The sequence below is a fragment of the Pedobacter sp. genome, assembly GCF_041662865.1.
Classification (GTDB): Bacteria; Bacteroidota; Bacteroidia; order Sphingobacteriales; family Sphingobacteriaceae; genus Pedobacter.
In genome coordinates this window covers 1-25,378 of record NZ_JBAZRL010000034.1, presented here as the reverse complement: position 1 = coordinate 25,378, position 25,378 = coordinate 1, and the positions used below count along the sequence as shown (strand labels likewise).

The following is a 25,378-nucleotide window of genomic DNA, read 5'->3' as shown; positions in this document are numbered from 1 at the left end:
GCCAACTTAATTGTTTTAGTGGAGATGAGAAAATTGCTACAAAAGCTATTCAGTGGTTTTGTTGTTAAAATGGCAAATAAATACGCATCTCGACCAAATAGCGTACGCATACACCAAGCATTAACCGCACTTTTTAAAAGTATTAACCAACAACCAGGTAAAAAAGGATTACGTCTAGATTTCAATCAAAATGATCGATTTATTATCTTCTCAGATCAACACAAAGGCGCACGTAATTATGCAGACGATTTTGGCTTTTGCGAACACAATTACTTAGCAGCTTTAACCTATTACAACCAAAATAACTACCATTTAATTAGTTTAGGAGACAGCGAAGAACTTTGGAAAAACACCCTCGAAGCCGTAAAGAAGCATAATAAAAAGAACTTTGAACTCGAAAAATATTTTGTACAAAGAAATGCCTTCACCAAAATATTTGGCAATCATGATTTGTATTGGGATAACGATCCCCTTGCAGGTTTTCAGCTCGAAAGCATTTACGGTCAAAAAGTTAAAATTTACGAGGGGTTAATTCTCCAAACCATTGTCAATAACAAGCCATTACAACTATTTTTAACACATGGCCATCAAGGCGATATGCAAAGCGATGGAAATTGGTTTAGTAAATGGTTTGTCTCTAACGTTTGGGCACCCTTTCAAGCCTATTTGCGCATTAACCCAAATACCCCAGCCTTTAATAATCAGCTTAAATCAACACACAATAAACTAATGTACCAATGGGCAGCTACACAAGATGCCGTATTAATAACCGGACATACCCATCAACCCGTTTTTAATTCGTTAACGCACTTAGAGCGCCTCTATATTAAGCTAAACGAAGCCATTAAACAGAACGATGAAGTCGCACAGAATAAGATCCACGATCAAATGTTTAAAGAAAAAATAAGCGGAGCCGAAATCCCCACGTTTACAGCATTACGCGCTAATTATTTTAATAGCGGCTGTTGTTGTTTTAACGATGGAGATATTACCGGATTAGAAATAGCCGATGGAAAAATTAGACTAATAAAATGGGAGTATAAAACCAAAAATCAACCCGTCAGAATACTGTTAGAAGAAACCGAACTATCAGGGTTGCTACCTAACAATTAACCGCTATAAGAACAGCGAAACAGAAAATGACTAACAATTATACTATCAAATCATTTAGAAAAACAATGTCAGTAATTCTTCGCAAAACCAGTCCTTCTTTCCGTTACAATCTTTTTGTTTAACATGCATCGTCATCTCGGCCGTAGCGGAGAAATCTTTGGTTATTGCTTTCAAACACAGAATAATGCACCACAAAAAGTATCTTCACTGCAATAAGGTTTATAAAACATCAAATAGAAGTCCTTTTGTACCCTTACAACATTAGAATAACAACTCAGAGTAGTAAAATACCAACTCAGACTAGTAGAATAGCAACTCAGAGTAGTAGAATGACAACTCAGAGTAGTGGAATGACAACTTAGAGTAGTGGAATGACAACTCAGACTAGTGGAATGACAACTCAGACTAGTAGAATGGCAACTTAGAGTAGTAGAATGACAACTCAGAGTAGTGGAACATCAACTCAGAGTAGTATAATAAAAACAGCAGTTGATCTTTCAATTCAACCGCTGTCAATCTTTAATTAAAGAAGATTTTATAATACCTAAACTTTTACCTGAGAAATAACAAGGCCAGAAATCTGCTTGTATTGTGGGCTGCTAAAACCAAACAAAGATTTCACGTAAACTTTCGCATCCAATGCGGTAGCTACCATTCCAGTTTCCTTATTATACATAATTTCATTACGAGCAATTCGCGAATTACTTAAAGGAGTAGTTTGATTAACTACACTAGCATTTTTAGTTTTAAGATCATTATACAGCGCAGTTAATGTAGCTACTTTTAATTCAATTTCGTTAGGTGCATATTCTGGGATAGATGCTAACAATTTTATTTGTTTATCCAAAGTATCTAATATGCTATCATAGCTTTGTTGAGAAGAAGATACTTGTTTTATCTCTTTACCCTCCGCTAACAAGACTTGTTTTTCCGCTTCAGTAACCTTAGCCGATGCCCTTTTGCCCTGCAGTTTTCTATGGTGAGTTGCTGCATTATCAATAATCTGCTGCGGGGCATCTGTAGCCTTTAAAGAATTAAATATTCGCGTACTTAGTTTGCTTATAGGTTCAAAAGCAATTTCGCGAACAGCTACCGCATTACTATAAGCAGGTAATAAACTGTTTATACTAGCAATTGCATCTTTTGCTTTTTTCGCTTGCACCTGCATATTACCCAAATGTATTGCTATTTTAGTTGGGTTGTAAGCTGCCCCATATCCTTTAATAAAGGAAATTAGAGATTCAAAATTTGCCACATTTTTAGCATGGCCTGTTTCATAAGTTGTAGACATACATTTTGTTTTAATAGTTAATAGTATTTTATTAAAATCAAGGTATGCATTACAGAGGATTGATTTTATAGTCTTTTAGGGGGAGATTTGACTTAACCAGCCCAACTTTCTCTATCTAAACTTCTATAATGTATCGCTTCTGCTAAATGTTCGGCTTCAATCTTTTCGCTTCCTGCTAAATCTGCTATTGTTCGAGAAACTTTTAAAATGCGATCGTAAGCCCGGGCAGATAAACCCAATTTTTCCATGGCTCGCTTAATCAGTAATTGCCCCGTTTCATCAATTACACAAATCTGCCTAACCATGTTTGGACTCATTTGCGCATTAAAATGAAGCACATCATTTTCTGCAAATCGCTTGTCTTGTACTTCTCTGGCTTTCATTACTCGGTTTCTAATTTCACTACTTTTTTCCGCATCGCGGGATGAAGACAATTCGGTAAAATTAACTGGGGTAACTTCTACATGTAAATCAATCCGATCTAATAAAGGGCCAGATATTTTGCTGAGATACTTTTGTACAATGCCTGGCCCGCACAAACATTCTTTTTCTGGGTGATTAAAAAACCCACAAGGGCAAGGGTTCATAGAAGCAACCAACATAAAACTGGATGGATATTCTACCGAAAATTTAGCCCTAGATATACTTACTTTTCTATCCTCTAAAGGTTGGCGCATTACCTCCAATACCGAGCGTTTGAACTCGGGTAACTCATCTAAAAATAAAACACCATTATGTGCTAAAGAAATTTCACCCGGCTGCGGGTTCATTCCTCCGCCCACTAAAGCTACATCAGAAATAGTATGATGCGGAGAACGATAAGGCCTTTCGGTCATCAAAGCATTAGCTACTGGCAGTTTGCCCGCAACTGAATAGATCTTGGTGCTTTCTAAGGCTTCTTGTAAATTAAGTGGGGGTAAAATAGTTGGTAATCGTTTAGCTAACATAGTTTTTCCTGCTCCCGGCGGACCAATTAAAATTACGTTATGTCCACCTGCGGCTGCAATTTCTAATGCTCTTTTAATGTTTTCTTGTCCTTTTACATCAGAGAAGTCTTGCTCATAACTATTTATTTGACGAAAAAATTCTTCTCTTGTATCAACAACAACAGGTTCAGGTTTTTCTTTGCCATTGAAAAAATCTATTACTTCGACTAAGGTTTCCATGCCGTAAACCTGTAAATCATTTACAATACCAGCTTCCCTGGAGTTTACTTTGGGTAAAATGAAACCTTTGTAACCATCACCTCGGGCTTGTATGGCAATGGGTAAAGCACCTTTAATACTTTGCAAGCCCCCATCTAAAGAGAGTTCGCCCATAATAAAGTAGTTGTCTAATTCTTCTGTTTTAATTTGCCCTGAAGCGGCTAAAATTGCAATCGCGATAGGTAAATCGTAAGCCGAGCCCTCTTTTCTGATATCCGCAGGTGCGAGATTTACAACGATTCGCTGCCGAGGCATATGATATCCCGAAGTTCGAATAGCACTTTCTACCCGAAACATACTCTCTTTTACAGCATTATCAGGTAAGCCGACCACAAAATATTTGGTGCCACTTACAATACTTACTTCGATGGTGATGGTTAAAGCGTCTACTCCATAAACGGCACTTCCATAGGTTTTTACAAGCATAGTTTTAAATGTATGCAATGCAAAAGGTATTTATAGATTCATTTTTAAAATTGAAACTATAAGGTAATTTCTTTAAGTATGAAGTATAATAATTCTCTTTTTGAGAAATATTGGCATAAAAAAATCCCGAAACGTAAGTAACGGGATCTTAAGTTTTATGTTAAAGCCTACATTCTGCCTTGTGGCATCTTCGGCATATTTTTCATCATTTTTGCAGCTGCCGCTGGATTTGAAAACTGCTTCATAACTTTACGCATATCTTCAAATTGTTTAATCAGCTTGGTTACCTCTTCAATTTTATGTCCAGAACCTTTTGCAATACGTACACGACGACTTTGTTGTATACTATCTGGGTTTTCTTTTTCAAAAGGAGTCATCGATTGGATAATTGCCTCTACACTTTTAAACGCATCGTCTTCAATGTCTACGTTTTTCATCATTTTTCCAACTCCAGGTATCATGCCCATCAAATCTTTCATATTACCCATTTTCTTAATCTGCTGAATTTGGTTATAGAAATCATTAAAATCGAATTTATTCTTGCGAATTTTCTTTTGCAATTCTGCAGCTTCTTTCTCATCAAACTGTTGTTGTGCTCTTTCTACCAAGGAAACAACATCACCCATGCCCAAAATACGAGAAGCCATACGATCTGGATAGAAAACATCCAGCGCTTCCATTTTCTCGCCAGTACCAATAAATTTAATCGGCTTATTAACTACAGATTTGATAGATAAAGCAGCTCCACCACGGGTATCACCATCTAATTTGGTTAATACAACTCCGGTAAAATCAAGCCTATCATTAAATACTTTAGCTGTATTTACCGCATCCTGACCGGTCATGGCATCAACCACAAATAAAATTTCGTGAGGTTTAGTTTGCGCTTTTACCTCAGAAATCTCGTTCATTAAGCTTTCATCGATAGATAAACGCCCAGCAGTATCAATAATGATTACGTTATTATTATTCTTTTTACCTTCAGCAATACCCTCTAAAGCAATCGCAATCGGATCTTTAGAAACAGTATTTGCGTACACAGGTACACCAATTTGTTCACCTAAAATCTGTAATTGGTCTACAGCCGCAGGGCGATAAACGTCGCCAGCAACCATTAAAGGTTTTTTGCCTTTGCTTTTTAAATGCAATGCAAGCTTACCAGTAAAGGTAGTTTTACCCGCACCGTTTAATCCGGCAATTAATATAATAGTTGGATTGTTCTTTAAATCTAGCTCTGTAACCTCGCCGCCCATTAAAGCTGCAAGTTCATCGTTCATCACTTTAGTCAATAACTGACCTGGAGAAACGGCTGTAAGTACATTTAACCCTAACGCTTTTTCTTTCACATCATCTGTAAAAGACTTCGCTGTTTTATAATTTACATCGGCATCTAATAAGGCTTTCCTAATCTCTTTCATGGTTTCGGCCACGTTGATTTCGGTAATACTTCCTTGTCCTTTTAAAACTTTAAATGCCCTGTCTAGCTTATCCTGTAAATTCTCAAACATATTCTTATTGTGTAAAGTGCAAAGATATTAAAAATGGACGATATCCATAAGACATAGTTAATGGTGTTGCTGATAATCAATACCTGATATCAAAGAACTAAGATGATAAGAAACCTTCAAATCTTATTTTTTATTACCTTCAAAGCGATTGTATCGAAAAAGTTACCATTCTACTAACCGATTAGTTTTGTTATTAATTAATTAGTATTACCTTCGTTTATCAAATTAAAAGAAGATGATTAAACTGGCAAAAAGAGAAGAGCAAATTATGCAAACCTTTTGGGATGTGGAGAAAGCATTTATTAGAGATATTATTCCATTACTTCCAGATCCTAAACCTCATTACAATAGCGTAGCAACAATGGTAAAAATTTTGGAAGAAAAGGGATTTTTAGGTCATGATGTAGTTGGCAACATGTTTTGTTATTTTCCTCTTATCAGCAGAGAAGAGTATCAAAAACATGCTTTGAAAGATGTGGTAAGTCAATATTTTGATAATTCTTATCCACGGATGTTGGCTTTTTTTGCCAAAGAACAAAACCTATCAGAAGACGAACTAACAGAAATAGTAAACCTCATTAAAACGAAAAAGCCATGATGTTTTATACCTTAAATGTTGCCCTTATTCTTGCAGGATGTTTCTTGTTCTACAAAATATTGTTGCAGAAGGAAACCTTTTTTCCGCTTAACCGCTTTGTGCTACTGTGCTGTTTGGCTTTGTCTTTTAGCTTACCACTTATCCCAGTGCCAGAACAATGGTCGTTTCGCAATGCCGATAATACAACTTCTATTGCTGCCTTTATTGAAAGCAAAGAATCGGATGCTTTGCCAATTTCAAATACGGGTTCATCTAAACAAAATGGAACAGCTGGTAACCAAGTTGTAAACGTTGTACCAGTACAAAAAGAATCTTTCTTTAAAAATGTGTCAATTTTTAAAGTGCTTGTTTGGGCCTATTGGCTTGGTGTTGTTGTATTTGGTCTAAACTTTTTATTTCAACTCTGTCTGCTGATATACCGAAGCTATAAAAGCCCATCTATTCAGGATGGACGTTATCGAATTGTTGAGCTTACGGGAGACCAAGCGCCATGCTCTTTCGGGAACTATATTTTTATTAACCCAGAAAAATACGATTGGGATACCTATAGCCAAATTATCTTACATGAGAAAATTCATATCCAACAAGGCCATAGCTACGATATTATATTAGCCGAATTGGCACTCATTTTTCAATGGTTTAATCCGTTTGCTTGGTTTTACCGCAAAGCAATGGAAGATAACCTTGAGTTTTTAACCGATAATGAATTGCTCGAACATTCTGACGTAGAAAAGACCAGCTACCAAATGAGCTTGGTTAAAGTTTCTGCACCTCACTTTCCAATCAGTTTAACCACAAATTATAACCAATCTGTACTTAAAAAAAGATTAATCATGATGAACGCAAAAAAATCTAGCCTTAATTCAACATGGAAATACCTTTGTATTTTACCATTGTTGCTTGTATTTATCTCATTATTAAACGAGCCTTTAGCTTATGGAAAAACAATGCCTAAAACTACCAATAAAATAGATCAACTTAAGGCTATTCCAACTAAAGGATCATGGTTTGCCACCATTAAAGGAAACAAAGTTAAAATCCGTTTTGAAGGAGAAGAAGATAAGAATAGCAATAGCAACAACGATTTTGACCTTTCAGAATTTAAAAATCTTCCCCAAAATACAACTGGTCAATTTTCTTTAACCCGCGAGGCTGGAACCGTACAATTTACCGGCAGGTTTGATGGCAACGTGGGAATGGGAGAGTATAATTTTAATGCCAACGAAAGTTATGTTTCTTTCCTCAACTCAGAGGGGATTAAAGCCGATAAAGAAAAAGACATGTTTGTATTTTTCCTAGTCAACATAAAAAAAGATTTTGTAACCATGTTAAAATCGCAAGGTTATACGCAGCTTTCTAAAAACGATCTTATTCCACTGGCAGCATTAAAGGTTACTAAAGAGTACATAGCCAGTTTAAAAGCAGCTGGTCTTAGTGATCTTAGCTTGCAAAATCTTATTCCATTAAAAGCATTAGATATTGATGCTGCTTTTGTAACTGACATTAAAAATTCTGGGTATAAAGATGTTACGGCAAGTAAATTAATTTCGCTTAAAGCACAAGGAATCACGGGAGAAGATATTAAAACTGCCAGAATTGCAAAAGTAGAATCTAATCAGAATACCAATGCAAATAAGAATAACGACGTCAATCTAAACATTAACTTAAATGCGGATACAAAAGGATCAAAAGGAAGCAAGGGGGACAAAAATTTAGACGACGATGCTCTTGAATCTTTAATTGCAAAAAAAGCAATGAACATTACTCCAGAATTTATTAAAAGCTTTAAAGATGCTGGCTATAAATTTACAGATGATGAGCTTGTCGCCATCAAAGCATTAGGTATAACACCAGCATTTTGCAAAAAATTTGATGCAATAATTCCCAACCTTGAAACTGAAAATTATGTAAGTTTAAAAGCATTAGGGTTTACACCAGAAGAGTACAATAGCTATTTAAAATTGGGCTTTAAAAAGCTTGAAATTGGTGATGTAATGGGTGCAAAATCAACTGGAGCAACCCCAGCATTTATTACAGAAATGCGGAAAAAGGGCCGTAACTACTCTACTATCGATAAATATATCTCGTTGAAAGTACTTTCAATAGGCGATTAGAAAAAGCAAACAATAGAACTAGCAATGCCATGGGGGGGTTATTCTCGCTTGGCATTGCCATGGAAAAAATCTTGTCAATCCTTTAATAAAAACAAAATATATTTTCGACGTCGTGCAACATTTCGTAATGAAGTACAGTCTTATAGAGAACAAAACAAACCGAATGAAACTAATTTTTACCTGCCTTATTCTAGTGTTTACTATTACCATTAGTGTAGCACAAAATGCCCCAATAAAAAAGAAAGTTCAAGCAAAGAGAGCTTCAGTAAGCCCAAAAATTGATGGGGTTTTAGATGATGCCATTTGGGATGGAGTTCCAATAGCTACAGATTTTGTAGAAACCAGACCAGTTCCTGGTCGCGTGGAACCAAAAGAAGGAAGAACAGATGTAAAGTTTTTATACGATGATTACGCTATTTATGTGTCTGCTAGAATGTACGATAAACCCGATAGCGTTGTACGGGAATTAGTTGCGAGAGATCAAATTGGTAATGCTGATTTTATTGGTGTTGTTTTCGATACTTTCTTAGACGGACAGAATGGGAATGGATTTTTTGTAACTGCTGCTGGTGTTCAGTTTGATGCTAAATATTCACTTATTGGTGATGAAGATCCGAATTGGAATGCAGTTTGGGAAAGCGCAGTAAAAATTGACGATAAAGGTTGGACGGCAGAAATGAAAATTCCGTATTCCGCATTGCGATTTTCTAGTAAAGAAATCCAAAACTGGGGAATGAATGTCATCCGTAAACGTACAGGAACAAACCGACAAACTTTTTGGAATTTTGTAGATCCAAAAGTGAGTGGTTTTATTAATCAAAGTGGTGTTTTAGAAGGTTTACAAAGCATCAAAGCTCCTTTACGCTTATCATTTTCGCCTTACGTTTCTACTTTAATTAGTAATTATCCCTATAATACACCAGGAGTTAAAAATACACAAGCTTCTATTAATGGTGGTATGGATGTGAAATATGGTATCAACCAAAGTTTCACATTAGACATGACCTTAATCCCCGATTTTGGACAGGTACAGAGTGATTATCGAGTGTTAAATCTTACTCCATTTGAGGTAAAATTTAATGAAAACCGTCAGTTTTTTACAGAAGGAACGGAGCTATTTAACAAAGGAGATTTATTTTATTCTAAACGAATTGGATCAATTCCATCTTATTTTGATCATAGTAGATTAAAATCTACTGATAAGGTAATTAAAGATCCCCAAGAAGGAAAAGTATTAAATGCAACTAAAATTTCAGGGCGTACTGCTAAAGGATTGGGTATAGGTGTTTTTAATGCGATTACCAATAAAATGTACACAGAGGTGGAAGATGCAGCTGGAAACAGAAGCCGATTTGAAAGTCAACCTTTAACCAACTACAATATTTTTGTATTGGACCAATCGTTAAAAAATAATAGTTCTGTTAGTGTAATTAATACAAATGTTTTAAGACAAGGAAGTGCGTATGATGCAAACGTGAGTGCAGCACTTTTCAATATAAATGATAAAAAGAACACCTATTTTATTGATGGTGCTGGTAAAATGAGTTATGTAACCTCAGATCCAATTAGAGAAAACCGTAATGGTTATAGTTACGAATTGGAGCTGGGAAAGAAAAGTGGATCGTTCACATTTAACTACGGACAAGAATTTTCAGATACTAGATTCGATCCATCTGATATGGGGTTTTATACCAATAATAACTTCTTCAATCAGTCTGTAAATTTTGCATACAATGTTTATAAACCAGGTAAATGGTACAACCAAATTGAAGCATGGACGGAAGTAGAATATTCGAGAAGGTTTAAGCCTGGAGATTATCAGAGCTTGGGATTCTTTCCTGGTGTTTATGTTCAATTTAAAAATCAATGGTCGGCAGAGTTGAATGCAAATGTGTTAGCAAAATCAAATGATTTTTATGAATCTAGAAACGGACAAATTTATAAAGCCCCAGGAAGTTATCGTTTAGGAATTTACGTCAATCCAAATAGAGCAAAAGCTTACAATTTTGGAGGAAATGTGACCAGAACTAAAGTAGATTTATTTGATGGTGTTAACTATAATTTTTACTTCTTTCAGAATTTAAGAGTTAGTGATAAGTTGGCATTTGGCTTAGACTTAAACTTTAATCCAAGTTATGATTATGTAAGCTGGGTAGGATTTAACGGAGCACAATCTGTTTTTTCTAGATATGATAGAAACACGGTTGAGAATACAATGGATGCCAAATATAGTTTCAGTAACAAAATGGGAATTCAGTTGGGGGTAAGACATTATTGGTCTGACAGAAGAAACAAAGAATTTTATGCGCTTAACAGCATTGGCGGATTAAATGCATATACTGGTCCTGCTTTGCAAAATGTGGATAGAAACTACAACGTATTTAATATTGATCTTGCATACGTTTGGCAATTTAAACCTGGTAGTGAGTTAAGTATTACATACAAAGATGCAGCAGAAACTAATGATAAGTTTTTGACTAAACGTTATGGCAAAAACTTTGACAAAGTATTGTCCGGTCCACAAAATAACAGCTTATCTATTAAGGTTTTGTATTATATAGATTATTTAGACTTGGTGAAAAAGAAAAAGTAATTTAGATGTTCATTAGTTCAAGATACTTCGGGCATCTGATCTAATGAACAATTTTATCTAGGAAAAATGAACATTAAACCTAGCGCCAGTGTTTGGCTACCTTGTATTTTTAAATCAGTATCTCTATCATATAAACCAACTCCAGTAAGAGAGACGTTCATAAAGCGATTAATTTTTGCAACAAGGTTTACGTCTAATCTATGATCTATGTGTCCAAAATTATCATAAGGAATAAACATATTATATCGAGTTTTCAAGGTAATGTTTTGGAAAATTTCTTTCTCAAAACTTGTTACAATTTGAAACGCTAATTCATTCCTAAATTTTTTGCCTTGCTTTACTCCAAAATTATTGGGATTAGTTTTATACAAATCCGTATCTAACACAAAGGTTTGTCGGGCTGTACCTGTACCAATACGAGTAGAGAAAAACTTATTTGGTTTATATTCAAAACCTATTGACTCAGTTAAGTAACCTGGAGACATGAATTTAGATAATAGATTTTCTCTTTCATTTCCTGCGGCATCCTTTGGATAAGAAAATCCTTTGTCAAATTGAGATTCAAAATTAATGGAACCGAAGAAATACCAGTTTTTAGAGAGTTGTATTGCCGCTTTATTATCCCAATAAATGCGGTCATTGGTTTTCTTTTGTAGCTGATTTTTATTTTTTACTTTGCCATATTGCAAAATAACTTCACTCACGTAACTATAACTTTCTTTACTGTATTCGGCTTTATAATTTACTAAACCACCAATAGCCAATGAATTTACCCCGCCACCTTTCCAGTTATCGCTAAATGATGCCTGGTTAATATTAATGCCAACGGATGTTTTGGTTTTCCAATAATTTATTTTTGCATTTACTAATGCTGGAGTTAATTTTACGGGTTGAAATTGTAAAGTTCCCATTCTAGAAGGAAGAGGACTACGTTTCAACTTGATATCCAAATCTTTTGTAGGAATAGGAATTGTGTCTATCTCTTGGGCAGCTAGACGTGAGGAGAGAGCAAATACGATTAGAAAGGCAAGCAGTAAGTTTTTCATTTGTATTGCAAATAAAAACAAAAATTATGCGGAATAAAAGTGATTTATGATAAAAGATGTGATAACATCTTCATTGATAGCACTCAATGCAAATTCTTATCCTAAAAATTTCACCCAGCTATACCATTCCCTATTGGATAAATAATTGAAATCCTGTTCGAAATAATAAGCTTCTTTTTCAAAGGAAATATTAATATAAGCTCCGTGATGGTTTCTATATTTAACAAGGTTGATGAAATAATTTAGCACATATAAGAAGTAAAATGGTAAAATTAATAATTCCAGCTGTTGCCGAAGATGTATTTGCTCGTGATTAATTAAAACCGGATCTTGTTTTTGAGCTTTGTTTTTTAACAAGATAAAAGGAAATATTGCCATTGCATTTGCAGATAATTTAGGCAATATGATAAACCAAAACCTCATTGATTTTGATAACTGAGATTTGGTGGATTCATCCTTGGCAAATTCGGCAATCTAAACATAGCGGGATTTCTTTTGTAAGAAGCAAAACTATTTTTAACATATTGTACAAAAGAATAATCCGATGCTGATAAAACAAACTGATACGTTGGTCGATATTGTAACATGAAATCAGCCAGCTCTGTATCGTTTGTTGCAACAACTGATTTTATATAATCAGGTCTAAAACGATAATCGATAATGGCTTCGCGGTAATCGCGTTCTAAAATTGCTTGTAAATGCCGAGCGTTTTTGCCTTGCCTACTTAGCAAATTATAAATCGCATCAATACCTAAACCAACACCACCCAAACCTATGTTCAATAAATCACTTGTATTGCCTTTATCAAGTGCATATTTATAGTCTTTTAAAGTTTTGCTGTACTGGTCTTGTGGACTTGGAGCCTTGCCATAAATTTTCACCTCTTTCAGTTTAATAGTCAAAGTTTTTAGCTGAAAAACAATGGCGTTTTGACCATTGTAAATTACGGTATCCATTCCATAACCGCTAAGCGCTGCAAAAAGGGTATCGCCAACTTTAACTGTACTTGTAAATTCTCCTTTATTATTGTTGTAAATCCCATCATCATTTGAAGGATTGTAGATATAAACTTTTGCTAATCTCAGTTTGCTATCCTTATCTACAACAAAGCCCTGCACCGATTTGGTTTGTGCAAAGAGTTGAAAACAGCAAGATGCTAGTAAAAGGAAAAAAACCGAAAATTTCATTTGTTTAACAAAACTACAATATGTTAGAAAGAGTTATGCTTATCTTAACATTATTTAACTATCAAAAGTTTTTGACCAATTTTAATGTTATTGTCGTTTAACTTATTTAGCGTTTTTAATTCATCAACGGTTAATTTGTATTGCTGAGCAATTTTAAACAAAGTATCACCTTGCTTAACCGTATAATAACTTTCAGTACTTGTCCCAGTTGAAGAAGTTGGCGGATCTTTAGGAGCTACATCAACAGGTGTGAATTTTTTCTTTTCTACTGGAATGTTCGCATTTATTTCAGTAAAAACACGATCTTCTCTTGAAATCTTTTCGCTCTCACTTTCAGGTTGATCATATAGATATAATTTATACTTCTCAATAACTGTTATCAACAGTTCTGGATATTTTGGGTTTGTAGCATATCCAGCCGTCTTTAATCCTTGCGCCCAATTCTTGTAATCGTTCTTATCTAATTCAAATAGGAAGCTATAACGCTTACGCTTTAAAAATTCAGAATGATCTTTGTATGATTCTCTGGCATCTTTATACACTCTAAAACAATCATTGTTTTGATCATCATCTCTGTAATATGCTTTTCCTTTCCACTCAGAGGTACACTTAATGCCAAAATGATTATTTGCATATTTAGCTAAACTACTATTTCCGCTACCAGATTCTAAAATGCCTTGAGCTAATGTAATGCTTGCTGGAATACCATAAGCATTCATTTCCTCTATCGCAACAGCTTTAAAAGTATCAATATAGGTTAACGTTGTATATGTTGTAAAATTTGGATTTTCTTTGTTTGCAGCTTTTTCAATTTGCTTATTGTTTCGACTATACTGTCTCGATTTACAAGCACTAAAGAATAAAATAGCAATAGCTAAAATGAGCGTATTTTTTTTCATTATAATTTAATTCTTTGACCAGGTTGCACTATTGCTGATTTTAATCCATTTTTTTGCATTAAAGCAGCGGCTGTTGTACCATTTCTTTCTGCAATTTTGTTTAAGTTTTCACCAGGTTTTATCGTATACGTTTTACTTTTTTTAGCAATTGATAAACGAGATTTTGTACGGCTACTTCTTGATTTTGCTACCACATTTGCTGCGGGAATTACAGTTTCAATGTAATCATCAGGCCGATTATCATATTGATACAATTCGTATTTTTTAATTAAGCCAATAACTTGTGTTGCCCAAGTACGACTACTTGCATAACCTCCTCGTTGAATTCCTCTTGCCCAATTTTTATAATCGTATTGGTCGTATTTACTAAACAAAACATTGAAATAAGAACGACTATGTAAAAAAGAAACGAAGTGATTATATGAAGAATCTACAGTTGGATAATCTCTATAAGATGATTTGATTTCGCTACTATTATTTGGTCCTTTTACACCAAAATGATTATTTAAAAAACGAGCAATTTTACTTTTACCTGCGGCAGATTCGTGAATAGCAACAGCTAATATAATACTTGCAGGAACTTGATGTATGCGCATTAATTTTTGTGCATAATCTACATGCTCAGCAATATAATCTTCCGTATTTTGTGCTTTAACAAAAAAGCAGGTTAATAATAATATGAATAAAGTAAATGTTTTTTTCATGCCTAAATTATTTTTTCCGTATCACAAAAAGCCCATCTCTAACTGGTAATATTAATTTTTCGACTCTGTTATCTGCAGCAATTTTATCATTAAAACTGCTAATGTTTTTGGTGTCCTTGTCTTGTGCATTATTTAACACTTTTCCACTCCAAAGCACATTATCGACAATAATAATTCCACCAGAATTTATTTGATCAAAAATTAAATCGTAATACGTTCCATTGTTCTTTTTATCAGCATCAATAAAAACTAAATCAAATGTTTCATCACTTAATGTTTTTAAACTTTGCTGGGCATCGCCTATGATATAATTGATTTTTGAATTTAATGGCGATTGTGCAAAATTTCCTCGAACCATTTCTTCTAATTCTGCATTGATATCTAAGGTGTAAATAAGGCCGTTTTCTGTTAAACCTTCAGCTAAACACAAAGTAGCGTAACCTGTAAAAGTACCAATTTCTAAAATTCTTTTAGGGCTATTCATTTTACTTATCAAACTTAAAACACGACCTTGATAACGTCCGCTTAGCATGCGGGGCATTAAAACTTTAAGATGAGTTTCTCGGTCTATTTGCTGCAACAATTCATCCTCTGGTTCGCAGTATTTTAACAATAAATTTTGTAATTCTTCGCTAATCATTGTGTTTATAAACGGTGTTGTTCCATAAAATATTGCAAAATTATTGTCGCCGCTATGGTATCAACCCTTTCTTTATCTCTTCTATCGCTCTTTTTAAATCCGCTTTGCATAATAGTTCGCTCTGCTAATTTAGAGGTATAACGTTCGTCTATCCAATGCTGCGGAATTGTAGGGAAATTCTTTTTTAGAATGGTTGAAAACCCTTTAACATGCTGTGCAGATTCCGATGGAGAACCGTCCATTTGTTTGGGTTCTCCTAGCACAAAGGCTTCGATTTGCTCAGTAAGCATGTATTTTTTAAGAAAATCGATCACATCTTTTGGATGTATAGTATCTAAACCAGTTGCAATAATTTGCAAAGGATCTGTTACGGCAATGCCGATACGTTTGGTGCCATAATCAAAAGCGAGGATGCGTGCCATAAAATCAAAGATATGATTTTTGACTAAATTGGTTTTTAGATCAGCTCAACAACCATCTTAGACAGCACAAACCCACTGAAATTAGAAAGAGAGAACTAAGTCCCTGCTCTATTAATTTCATCACCCGCACCACCTGTAGAACGTTTAGCTGCTTTAAGAGGCTTACCAAAACGATAACTAAAACCAGCATTAATTACTTGACTATCTCTCCACAAAATGAAGTACTCGTTTGCACCAGGGAAATCAGTCATGCCTTCCATAGATTGTGTGTAAAAAATATCTCTAGCAGTTAATCTTAATGTTCCTTTTCCTTTAAGAATAGTTTTAGCTAAACCCGCTGATACTTGCCCAGTTGGAGATAATAATTCTTGTAAATCGTTACGGTTTTTAGTGGTATAAAACCCAGAAATTTCTCCGTTTAAAGTTTTGCTTAGCTTAAACTGATTATTCATACTCGTGTGCAATTGTTTTACAGACGATTTATAATTCACATTCTGATAACCGCTTAATTTTTTATAATTGAAATTACTTTGAGCGGTTAACGACCACCATTTAGTAGGAGAAACTTGTAAGGTAACTGATGCGCCAAAATTGTACATCTGACCAACATTTCCTTCTGTGTACACTAAAATATCATCGCCTTCAGATAAAAATAATTGAGAGAAATAATTTTTAATTCCGCTGTATGAAACGGCAGTTGTTAAGAGTTGTTTATACGAATGGCTCAACTCAAAATTCCAAGTGTATTGTGGTAAAAAGAATGGATTTCCGCGTTGATAAGTGTATTTATTGATGATAAAAACAAAAGGATTTAGTTTCTGATATGCCGGGCGATCTATTCTTCTGCCTGCGGTAATAGAAAATGAATTTGCCGAATCAACTTGATAAGACAAATATCCCGAAGGGAAGAAATCTTGATAATTTTTAGAGAAATTGCTTCCTGCTTGCGATGCGTTACCTAATTGGTTTCCAGTGTAATGAGTATTTTCATAACGAACACCAAGTTGATAACTGAAACGATTAATTTTATGCTCTAAACTGCTATACACAGAATTAATATTCTCTTTGTACAAAAAGTGGTTACTTTTTTTAAGATCTTCTTTCCAATTTGTTCCATCAGACAACTCATAATTTGCGGTATTGTCTGTGCTAATAGACGAAGATTTAGCCCCTGCTTCAAATTTTGCATTTTTTCCCAATTGCAAGGTATAATCGGCCTTTGCCGAGAATATTTCTAGTTTAGAAGGAATATCCCCTCGCGAGCCTTGGTTATAAGCAACTGCCCCAGTCCGAATATTTTGAAAATTTTGATCGTTGTCAATGCTGTATTTAAGATAATCTAAATCAAAACCTATATCTTGAGTTTTAGTGATATTGTGTCGGCCATACACATTAACTGCACCGTTTCTTAATCTAAAATCACTTCCGCTATACGTTGTAATTGCAGAGTCAACCGCCTTTTGTGGACTTAGCCAAGTCGCAATGGCATCGCCAGCACCTTTACGAGCTACTAAACTACCAGAAAGCGTAAGGCCAAAAGTTGTTTTTTCAGATGCATAAAAATCTATTCCAGTTTTAAGAGAATTGTTATGACCTTCATTTCCTAAATAAGAAGGTTGATCTAATGCAGAAGTAACGTCACCTTTATTATCAAAATATTGACGGTACGCATAAATTGAGGTAAAGTTTTTATTGTAATTAAAACCGTAATTCAAAAATGTATTTATCTTCCCTTTTCTAAAATTTAAAACTAGAGAGTTATTGTTTTTCAAATATTTCCCTTGACCAATATTCGTTAAAAAATTACCATTAAATCCTTCTTGTTTATTCTTTTTGGTTTTAATGTTGATGACACCTGCATTTCCGCTTGCATCATATTTTGCCGATGGACTTGTAATAAATTCAATCTGGTTTACTTGCGAAGAACTCATACTTCCCAACAAATTACTCAACTCTGTACCCGATAAATAGGTCGGTTTATCATCAATTAACACCAAAACACTTGGCTTTCCTTGCAAACTAATTCCACCATTTTTATCTACCATAACTCCAGGAGATTTTTCTAATACTTCTAAAACAGTAGTTCCAGCATTCGTAATCGCGGCATCCACATTTACAATTGTTTTACCTTGTTTACGCTCTATCAATTGTTTTTTACCCGTTATGGTTACTTCTTTTAGCTTTTTTGCACTCGTATCAGACTTTGCGTTTTGCGCCATCGCAGTAAAGCAATTCATAAAGCAAAACAGCATAAAAAGATATTTAATTAACGATTTCATTTGTGTGTAGTCTATTTGCAGTTTTCTGTAATTTGTTGAAGTAAGTTTTTCATTTGATGAATTGCTTCTTCATCAATATTTTCTAGTGCGGTGGCTCTGTTCTGAATAGCAATTTCGTTTACTTCTATGGTGATTTTTTTTCCGCTTTCAGTTAGCGTTAAATTTACTCTTCTCCTATCTGAGGGATGAATTTCACGAATTAAGTAACCAGCATTTATCAATAATTGAATAATACGTGTGATAGATGCATTATCTTTAAAAACAATTTTGCTGATATCATTTTGAGTGATGTCAGGATTTTCAGCGACGCTTTTTAAAATTAGCCATTGATCAATCGTAATATCGTATCCCGCTTTGCGCACATTTCGTTGTGCAAACTGATTGTAAGTTCTAAAACACTTATCTAAAGTGTAAAGCAGTGTATCATTTAGTTTTTCCATAGCATTCCCTTAGCACAAAAATATAAATGCATAATCAATAATTGATATATCAACAATTATTTTACAAAAGTCTTTGCCTCCTGTTCTTTGTTCATTTCTCCAAACTATTTCTTATTTTGCACCAATGCAGTTTAAAGAGATAATTGGACAAGAAAGCTTAAAAAAACAGTTGATACAAACCGTTGTAGAAAACAGGGTAAGCCATGCGCAATTGTTTTTATCTACCGAAGGAAGTGGCGCTTTGCTATTAGCAATTGCTTATGCTCAATACATCAACTGCCAAAATAAAACAGAAAAAGATAGTTGTGGCGAATGTTCCTCTTGTCGCAAATACGAAAAATATATTCACCCTGATTTACATTTCTCCTATCCTTTTTTTGCATCAAAAGACGTAAAAATTGCAGTAGATGTGTTGGAAGAATGGCGTAATTTATTGCTGGAAAATCCTTATTTTGATTTAGATATTTGGCGTTCGAAATTGAGCGCAGAGAATAAGCAAGCCAATATTAATATTGCAGAGTGCCATGATATCATCAAAAAATTAAGCTACAAAGCTTTTGAAGCAGATACAAAAGTGTTGATTATGTGGCTCCCAGAATTTTTGGATAGAGAAGGAAATGCATTACTAAAAATTATAGAAGAACCACCTGCAAACACTTTATTTATTTTGGTGGCTCAAAATCAAGAACAAATTTTATCGACTATCTTATCGCGTACGCAAATTGTTAAAATTCCAAAATTAGCAGATACTGATATAGAAAATTATCTCATTCACAAGGCGCAATTGTCGGATAACCAAGCAGCAGAATATAGTTTTTTAGCGGATGGGAATTTGATAGAAGCAAAGGCATTATTAAACGATACGCCCAACAATAACGCGGGTTATTTTACAGAATGGTTGCGCATGGGTTTCGGGAATAAAGTACCTGCAATGATTGCCTTTACCGATACTGCAGCAAGTTGGGGAAGAGAAAATCAGAAGAACTTTTTAAAATACGGCATTAACTTTTTACGCGAATGTAGCTTGTTGTTAAGTGGCGCCGATGATTTAGTAAAATTGCCACATCAAACCTTAGAAATTGCAGTAAAGCTCTCTACAAACGTGTTAAATTTAGCAATGGTAGAAGCGCTAATTAACGAATTGGAAAAAGCACATTACCACATCGAGCGCAATGCGAATCCAAAAATTCTGTTTTTAGATGTATCTTTACAATTAGTAAAAATAATTAAGTTTAAAACGCTCCCGAAAGGGACTCAATATATATACAATTAATATGGGATGTGGAAGTTGTTCGACAGGTGGCGGTTGCGCCCCCTCTGGCTGCAAAAGTAATGGCTCATGCCTTACTGGCGGATGCCAAAAAATGGAAGTGCACGACTGGCTATCAAATTTGGATATGCCAGCTAACTATATACCTTTTCAAGTTGTTGAAGTAAAATTTAAAGGCGCTAGAAAAGAATTCTTTTTAAATAACGAGAATATTTACTTAGAAATAGGCGAACTAGTTGCAGTAGAAGGAGCAACAGGTGGATATGATATAGGCCATATTTCCTTGACAGGAGAATTGGTTCGTATGCAAATGAAACGTCGCAAAACACCACTAGACCAAGTTACTCGTAAAATATATCGTAAGGCTACAGAAGCGGATGTAGATAAATGGAAATTAGCTAAGGATATGGAATGGGAAACCATGCATAAAGCCCGTACATTGGCATTAGATTTACGCTTATCGATGAAAATTAGTGACGTCGATTACCAAGGAGATAAAACAAAAGCAACGTTTTTTTATACGGCAGAAGGAAGGGTAGATTTTAGAGAATTGATTAAAAAAATGGCCGAAACTTTCCGTATCAGAATTGAAATGCGCCAAATTGGAATGCGCCAAGAAGCAGGTCGTTTAGGTGGTATTGGTTCTTGCGGCAGAGAATTATGCTGTTCTACTTGGTTAACTAATTTTAAAACAGTTTCTACAGCTGCGGCCAGATACCAAAATCTTTCGTTAAACACGTTAAAACTAGCTGGCCAATGCGGTAAGTTAAAATGCTGTTTAAATTATGAATTGGATACCTATTTGGATGCGTTAAAAGATATTCCAGATCGTATCGAGGCTTTACAAACTGAAGTCGGTGTTGCTCGCCATCAAAAAACAGATATTTTTAAAAAATTAATGTGGTTCAGTTATGCCAATCAAGAAGATTGGATTCCTTTGAAAGTTGACCGTGTAAAAGAAATCATGGCAATGAATAAAAAGGGAGAGAAACCTGTTAATTTGAAGGACGAAGCTGTAGAATTAAAAACAACGACTATTGTAGAAAAAGTACACGATTACGAAAATGTGGTTGGTCAGGATAGTTTAACGCGTTTAGACGATAGAAATAAAAACCGAAACAATAACAACCGTAATAAAAATAACAATAATAGAAACGATCGTAATCGCAACCAACCTCAAGGTAATTTGCAGCAACAATCAAGACCTGCTCAACAAGCTAAACCTGTTCAACAGCAGAAACCACAAGCTCAAAAACCTGTAGTAGAAGGAACAGCTCCAGCAAATCCTAATGCGCCAAAACCGAATCGGAATAATAAAAACAGGAACAAAAACCGCAATAAAAACAGACCTACAGATTCATCATCTGAAAAGCCAAAAAATGAATAATACGAAGTTTATATTGCCTTTATTAATCGGATTGCTATTCCTTGCAGGATGTAGTAATACTAATATAGTTGACACTAATGTAAATGTTCCTGATAACAATTGGACATATGCCAAGAGTATAAAAACAACTGTAGAAATTAAGGATACTATTCAATCGTATACACTTTATTTTAAACTTCGTCATACAACAGATTATCGCTATGCCAATTTATATGTGGTGATGCGTTTAAAAGGAAATGGATTAAATAAAAGTACACGCTATCAGTTTAAATTGGCCAGAAATGATGGAGAATGGTTGGGCAAAGGCTCAGGAAATCTGTATACTTATAATTTCCCACTTTTAACTAATTATCATTTCGTAAAATCTGGAAAATACGATATAGAAATAGAGCAAAACATGCGTGATAATCCATTAATTGGCATTAGCGATATTGGAATAACTTTAGCAAAAGAACAGGATTAACTACTTATTACCTTATTAAATGAAGAACTTTATATGGGCAATATGCCTTTTTATGTTAACTACATCTGCTTCAGCAGCAGAAATAAATTTCTTAGATAATCCAGTTTGGAGTACCGTTATAGAAAAAGCGAAAAAGGAAAATAAAGTGATTTTCTTGGATGCATATGCAACTTGGTGTGGTCCTTGTAAAATGATGGATAGCGAAACGTATAAAGATCAAGCAGTTGCTGATTATTACAATGCCAACTTTATCAATGTAAAATACGATATGGAAAAAGGTGAAGGCTTAACATTAGCTCAACGATTTTCTGTAGAATCTTATCCCAATTTATTATTTATTAATCCAGATGGTACCGTACTTCATAGAGCTACTGGATTCCGTAAAGGCCCTGAGTTTACGGATTTAGGGCAAAATGCTCAATTTCTTATTTCGAAAAAGTCGGCAATGGAAATGAGTAACGCTCAATTTGTAAAATTTGCTGACGAAGCAACGAAATATGAAGATGAAGATTTCGATCAAATGAGCGAAGACTATTTAGCTAAACAAGCTGATATTTTAGGAAATGCAGACTTAATCGATTTGATTATGAACTACGCTAATTCTTTGCCTGATCAAAAATCTTTAGCCTACATAGCGAACAACAAAGCCAAAATTTTGCAAACTGGAAATTATACAGAGGATGATTTTAATGAACGCCTGATCAGCTTAACATTGGGTTATTCACTTTCTGAACATGAACAATTAGATGATGAAAGCTTAGATTTTGAGATCATTAAAACGTTGCTTGAAAAATATGTTCCTGAAAAAGCATTCTTCGTCTACCATTATTTTAAATCCCAATATGCATTAGATAATAAAGAAACTGAGGAAGCGATTTCGGAATTTGATGCTCTTTTAATGAATACACCAACAAAAGTTACTTTTGATCAAGTGTGTAATGCAATGATGAATATTGGCCCCGCTTTATTAAATGAAGGTAAATTAGAAGCGACTCTAAAAAAGTTTGAAGATATAAAACTGATTGAGAAGGATGCAGATAAAGTTTATATGAAAGATTTTGTGAAAGCGATTATCTACATTAAAGTTAAAGACTTTGAGAAATTTAAGGTAGTTGCAAATACAATGATAGCAAGCACTGGCACACCAGAAAAAGTTAAAGAAGACTTAAAATCAGCATTGGAGAGAATAAAGTAATACGTAGAAATTCCTAACCGCAGATTTTAAATTAAAATAGGTTTTTATTCGCACCTGTATTCCAACTCCATCCAATAGCTATCGGAAGGGAATCTAATGCAATAGGAGGTTCTTTACGCTTTACGATTCCCGTTTTCACGGGCATGACGACATATTGTGTGCTTTAAAGCAAATGTAATAGTTGCTCTAACGCCATCCCTCTACTGCCTTTTAACAACACCAAATTATTTACCACAGGATTTTCTTGAAGATAAATTGCTGCATCTGCAGGGGTATTAAAAAAATGACCAGCATACTTTTCTTTATAAGCGTAAAAATCTTTACCAATAAAGATTAGCGTTTCAATATTACTTTCTGATGCTAATTTCGTGATGAGTTCATGTTGCTCCGGAGATTCTGTGCCCAACTCAAACATATCTCCAAGAATGGCAGTTTTATGTGTTGAACTTAGCGATTTTAAATTGTTTAATGCTGCACTCATGCTACTAGGATTAGCATTATAAAAATCACAGATAACTGTGTTTCCTTCCGTTTTTGATAATTGTGAGCGGTTGTTATTTGGAAAATAATTTGCTAAACCTGTGTTAATTTGTTCAGCACTTAATTCAAAGAAATTACCAATGCAAATAGCTGCCAAAATATTCTCAAAATTATAGGTGCCAGTTAAATTTGCTTTCGCTTGATAATTAGCATCATGAGTAGCCCATTCAAATTCAATTAATGGATCGCTGTGCTGTAATTTTCCACTTACTGCATTTTCTTTTTCGCTTCCGTAATAAACTACTTTATTTAATCCAGCAACCTCACTCATCTCTAATAGATAAGGATTATTGCGATTAATAAATGCATAACCATGATGCGCTTTCAAGTAAGCATACAATTCGGCCTTACCTTTTTTAACACCTTCAAAACCACCAAAACCATCTAGGTGCGCCATACCTACATTGGTAATTAATCCATGGGTAGGTTGTGCAATTTCACACAAAAACTCTATCTCTTTTTGATGGTTCGCACCCATTTCAATTACGGCAATTTCTACATCATCCTGTAAAGCTAAAATGGATAAAGGAACACCAATGTGATTATTTAAATTCCCTTTGGTAGCAAAAGTTCTGAATTTCTCGGCTAATACAGCTCTAATTAATTCTTTCGTTGTGGTTTTACCGTTACTTCCTGTTAAGCCAATAACTGGAATAGTTAACTGCTTTCTATGGTGTTTTGCTAAATCTTGCAAAGCAGTCAATACATCGTCAACTAAAATGCACTGATTATTTATCGCGTATTGCTCATTATCTACAATAGCAAAAGCCGCACCCTGATCTAATGCTTTTTCTGCAAAAGTATTGGCATCAAACTTATCGCCTTTGAGCGCAAAGAACAAACAACCTTTAGTAATGGCCCTTGTATCAGTACAAATTGTAGCGTGTTTTAGATAGTGTTGGTAAAGCTGTTCGGTACTTGCCATTTCGCAAAGCGGATAAATTTCATCGTAAAAATACAAATGCAAAGATAAATACAAAATCCTTTTTAGTATATTGATAAATATTCCTGTTGTATGAAGAAATATTTGCTTTTTCTATTGTTTTTAAGTGTTAGCACCACTTCGGTTTTAGCGCAAACACCATCGCCCGATGAATTTTTAGGTTATCCGCTTGGTAGTCATTTTACGCCACACCAAAAAGTAGTAGATTATTTTAAGAAAGTAGCTTCAACAAATAAAAATATCCAATTACAGACTTACGGAAAAACATACGAAGGGAGGGAGTTAATACTCGCTGTGATTTCTGATAAGGACAACATGGATAAATTAGAACAGATTAGAACGACTAATTTGAGTTTAGCAAATGCAGATAAAAGTGGCGTAAAAACAGCTAAACAACCGGCGATTTTATGGCTAAGTTATAATGTACACGGTAACGAAGCCAATTCTACAGAAACAGCCATGAAGGTTTTATATACATTGGCATCGGCAAAAGATAGCAATACAGCAGCATGGTTAAAAAATACAGTAGTGATTATAGATCCTTGTTTAAATCCCGATGGGAGAGAAAGATATGTAAGTTATTTTAACATGATAAGTGGAGTTTTGCCAAATCCAGATCCTTCGGCTAGGGAACACAGCGAGCCTTGGCCAGGTGGACGGCCAAACCACTATTATTATGATTTGAATCGCGATTGGGCTTGGCAAACACAAATAGAAACACAACAGAGATTAATTGCTTACCATAAATGGATGCCACAAGTGCATGTAGATTTCCATGAGCAAAGCTATAATGAGCCGTACTATTTTGCGCCTGCAGCAGAACCGGTTCATCAAGATATTACACCTTGGCAAAGAGAATTTCAAATCACCGTAGGAAAAAACAACGCCAAATATTTTGACGAAAATGGGTGGCAATATTTTACTAAAGAACGCTTCGATCTTTTATATCCATCTTATGGAGATACCTACCCACTTTACAATGGGGCAATTGGAATGACCTACGAACAAGGAGGAATTAGAGCTGGACTATCCGTAATTACAGCAGATGGCGACACATTGACATTGAAAGATAGAATTGATCACCATTTTACAACATCAATGGCTACGTTAGAAAC

The 25,378-nt window shown here is 34.7% G+C and carries 22 protein-coding genes; 9 read left to right on the top strand and 13 right to left on the bottom strand.

The window, feature by feature from the left end; translation table 11 throughout:
- Positions 1-24 precede the first annotated feature (24 nt).
- Positions 25-1,113 (top strand): metallophosphoesterase, encoded by a 1,089-nt coding sequence (locus tag WC622_RS11700; RefSeq protein WP_372819877.1) that lies wholly within the window; start codon positions 25-27, stop codon positions 1,111-1,113.
- A gap of 544 nt (positions 1,114-1,657) precedes the next feature.
- Here the strand turns inward: WC622_RS11700 and WC622_RS11695 are convergent.
- The 3 genes from WC622_RS11695 to ffh form a co-directional block, all read right to left on the bottom strand.
- The gene (locus WC622_RS11695; protein WP_372819876.1) at positions 1,658-2,404 is read right to left on the bottom strand and encodes a hypothetical protein; all 747 of its coding nucleotides are present in this window, start codon (positions 2,402-2,404) and stop codon (positions 1,658-1,660) included.
- A gap of 92 nt (positions 2,405-2,496) precedes the next feature.
- The gene (locus tag WC622_RS11690) at positions 2,497-4,035 is read right to left on the bottom strand and encodes a YifB family Mg chelatase-like AAA ATPase (RefSeq protein WP_372819875.1); all 1,539 of its coding nucleotides are present in this window, start codon (positions 4,033-4,035) and stop codon (positions 2,497-2,499) included.
- 167 nt (positions 4,036-4,202) lie between these two features.
- Positions 4,203-5,543 carry a signal recognition particle protein gene (gene ffh, locus WC622_RS11685; protein ID WP_372819874.1) on the bottom strand — a complete coding sequence of 447 codons (1,341 nt, stop codon included), beginning with the start codon at positions 5,541-5,543 and terminating at the stop codon, positions 4,203-4,205.
- Positions 5,544-5,778: 235 nt separating this feature from the next.
- Between ffh and WC622_RS11680 the strand changes: the two genes are divergently transcribed.
- From WC622_RS11680 to WC622_RS11670, 3 genes are all read left to right on the top strand, one after another.
- A complete protein-coding gene (locus tag WC622_RS11680) occupies positions 5,779-6,141 on the top strand; it encodes a BlaI/MecI/CopY family transcriptional regulator (RefSeq protein ID WP_173270837.1) in 363 nt (120 codons plus the stop codon).
- Positions 6,138-8,255 carry a M56 family metallopeptidase gene (locus tag WC622_RS11675; protein WP_372819873.1) on the top strand — a complete coding sequence of 706 codons (2,118 nt, stop codon included), beginning with the start codon at positions 6,138-6,140 and terminating at the stop codon, positions 8,253-8,255. Before WC622_RS11680 ends, WC622_RS11675 begins: the two co-directional genes overlap by 4 nt.
- Before the next feature lie 163 nt (positions 8,256-8,418).
- Entirely contained in the window at positions 8,419-10,848 is a 2,430-nt protein-coding gene (locus WC622_RS11670) for a DUF5916 domain-containing protein (RefSeq protein WP_372819872.1), read from the top strand.
- A gap of 53 nt (positions 10,849-10,901) precedes the next feature.
- On the opposite strand, the gene WC622_RS11665 is transcribed toward WC622_RS11670, so the two are convergent.
- The 9 genes from WC622_RS11665 to WC622_RS11625 all read right to left on the bottom strand — a co-directional run bounded on the left by WC622_RS11665 (position 10,902) and on the right by WC622_RS11625 (position 18,465).
- The gene (locus tag WC622_RS11665) at positions 10,902-11,894 is read right to left on the bottom strand and encodes a DUF3078 domain-containing protein (protein ID WP_372819871.1); all 993 of its coding nucleotides are present in this window, start codon (positions 11,892-11,894) and stop codon (positions 10,902-10,904) included.
- A gap of 96 nt (positions 11,895-11,990) precedes the next feature.
- Positions 11,991-12,317 (bottom strand): hypothetical protein, encoded by a 327-nt coding sequence (locus tag WC622_RS11660; RefSeq protein ID WP_372819870.1) that lies wholly within the window; start codon positions 12,315-12,317, stop codon positions 11,991-11,993.
- The gene (locus tag WC622_RS11655; RefSeq protein ID WP_372819869.1) at positions 12,314-13,081 is read right to left on the bottom strand and encodes a hypothetical protein; all 768 of its coding nucleotides are present in this window, start codon (positions 13,079-13,081) and stop codon (positions 12,314-12,316) included. Before WC622_RS11655 ends, WC622_RS11660 begins: the two co-directional genes overlap by 4 nt.
- A 50-nt stretch (positions 13,082-13,131) precedes the next feature.
- The gene (locus tag WC622_RS11650; protein WP_372819868.1) at positions 13,132-13,980 is read right to left on the bottom strand and encodes a glucosaminidase domain-containing protein; all 849 of its coding nucleotides are present in this window, start codon (positions 13,978-13,980) and stop codon (positions 13,132-13,134) included.
- Complete coding sequence (locus WC622_RS11645; protein WP_372819867.1) at positions 13,980-14,684, bottom strand: glucosaminidase domain-containing protein; 705 nt, start codon at positions 14,682-14,684, stop codon at positions 13,980-13,982. Before WC622_RS11645 ends, WC622_RS11650 begins: the two co-directional genes overlap by 1 nt.
- Positions 14,685-14,691: 7 nt before the next feature.
- On the bottom strand, positions 14,692-15,324 hold the full coding sequence (locus WC622_RS11640; protein WP_372819866.1) for an O-methyltransferase: 633 nt from the start codon (positions 15,322-15,324) through the stop codon (positions 14,692-14,694).
- A gap of 5 nt (positions 15,325-15,329) precedes the next feature.
- Entirely contained in the window at positions 15,330-15,746 is a 417-nt protein-coding gene (gene ruvX, locus WC622_RS11635) for a Holliday junction resolvase RuvX (protein WP_372819865.1), read from the bottom strand.
- A gap of 95 nt (positions 15,747-15,841) precedes the next feature.
- On the bottom strand, positions 15,842-18,025 hold the full coding sequence (locus WC622_RS11630; RefSeq protein WP_372819864.1) for an outer membrane beta-barrel protein: 2,184 nt from the start codon (positions 18,023-18,025) through the stop codon (positions 15,842-15,844).
- 11 nt (positions 18,026-18,036) lie between these two features.
- On the bottom strand, positions 18,037-18,465 hold the full coding sequence (locus WC622_RS11625) for a MarR family winged helix-turn-helix transcriptional regulator (RefSeq protein WP_372819863.1): 429 nt from the start codon (positions 18,463-18,465) through the stop codon (positions 18,037-18,039).
- A 124-nt stretch (positions 18,466-18,589) separates the two neighbouring features.
- On the opposite strand from WC622_RS11625, the gene WC622_RS11620 reads away from it, so the two are divergent.
- The 4 genes from WC622_RS11620 to WC622_RS11605 are packed head-to-tail and all read left to right on the top strand — an operon-like array spanning position 18,590 to position 22,780.
- Positions 18,590-19,738: an ATP-binding protein gene (locus tag WC622_RS11620; protein WP_372819862.1), complete on the top strand. Its 1,149-nt coding sequence runs from the start codon at positions 18,590-18,592 to the stop codon at positions 19,736-19,738.
- Position 19,739: 1 nt separating this feature from the next.
- On the top strand, positions 19,740-21,122 hold the full coding sequence (locus tag WC622_RS11615) for a stage 0 sporulation family protein (RefSeq protein WP_372819861.1): 1,383 nt from the start codon (positions 19,740-19,742) through the stop codon (positions 21,120-21,122).
- Positions 21,115-21,585: a gliding motility lipoprotein GldH gene (locus WC622_RS11610; RefSeq protein ID WP_372819860.1), complete on the top strand. Its 471-nt coding sequence runs from the start codon at positions 21,115-21,117 to the stop codon at positions 21,583-21,585. Before WC622_RS11615 ends, WC622_RS11610 begins: the two co-directional genes overlap by 8 nt.
- A 19-nt stretch (positions 21,586-21,604) precedes the next feature.
- Positions 21,605-22,780, top strand: a complete 1,176-nt coding sequence (locus WC622_RS11605) for a thioredoxin family protein (RefSeq protein ID WP_372819859.1) — start codon at positions 21,605-21,607, stop codon at positions 22,778-22,780.
- Between the two features lie 163 nt (positions 22,781-22,943).
- Here WC622_RS11605 and murF read toward each other — a convergent pair whose 3' ends face one another.
- On the bottom strand, positions 22,944-24,245 hold the full coding sequence (gene murF, locus WC622_RS11600) for a UDP-N-acetylmuramoyl-tripeptide--D-alanyl-D-alanine ligase (protein ID WP_372819858.1): 1,302 nt from the start codon (positions 24,243-24,245) through the stop codon (positions 22,944-22,946).
- 90 nt (positions 24,246-24,335) lie between these two features.
- Here murF and WC622_RS11595 point away from each other — a divergent pair.
- Positions 24,336-25,378, top strand: a 1,043-nt coding sequence (locus tag WC622_RS11595) for a M14 metallopeptidase family protein (RefSeq protein WP_372819857.1), incomplete at its 3' end; no start/stop codon positions are given.